We start from the raw sequence: 333 nt of genomic DNA, 5'->3' as shown, positions 1-333 counted from the left end.
GGCGTCTTGGCTGGGTGGCGCGATGGGCCGGCGGGCGTCTTGCGGCGCGCCCTGACGGTCCGGAGGGCGGCTCAGCTTCCGCGATAGGTGCTGTAGCCGTAGGGGGAGATCAGGAGCGGCACGTGCAGGTGGGCGGGCGTGCCCGCGCCCTGCGGCGCGATGCGGAAGCGCACCGGCACGGTATCGAGGAAGGCTGGCGCCTCGCCGGCCGAGGTCCGCGCGAAGTAGGCGCCGACCTCGAAGGCGATCTCGTAGGTGCCGGGCACCACCGCATCCCCGGCAAGCAGGGGTGCGTCGCAGCGGCCGTCCGCGTTCGTCGCGGTCGTCGCTAGG

1 protein-coding gene is annotated in these 333 nt (G+C 74.2%); it reads right to left on the bottom strand.

All coding sequences use genetic code 11. The annotated features are described in order from the left end of the window. Nucleotides 1-71: 71 nt before the first annotated feature. Nucleotides 72-333: hydroxyisourate hydrolase (gene uraH, locus CVH10_RS18880; RefSeq protein ID WP_106489385.1), on the bottom strand; the 262-nt coding region annotated here is incomplete at its 5' end.

This window comes from Halomonas sp. ND22Bw (assembly GCF_003011945.1).
In the GTDB taxonomy this organism is placed as follows: domain Bacteria; phylum Pseudomonadota; class Gammaproteobacteria; order Pseudomonadales; family Halomonadaceae; genus Halomonas; species Halomonas halophila.
Note: the sequence above shows the minus strand (reverse complement) of the source record. Positions and strands in the feature narration are given on the sequence as shown.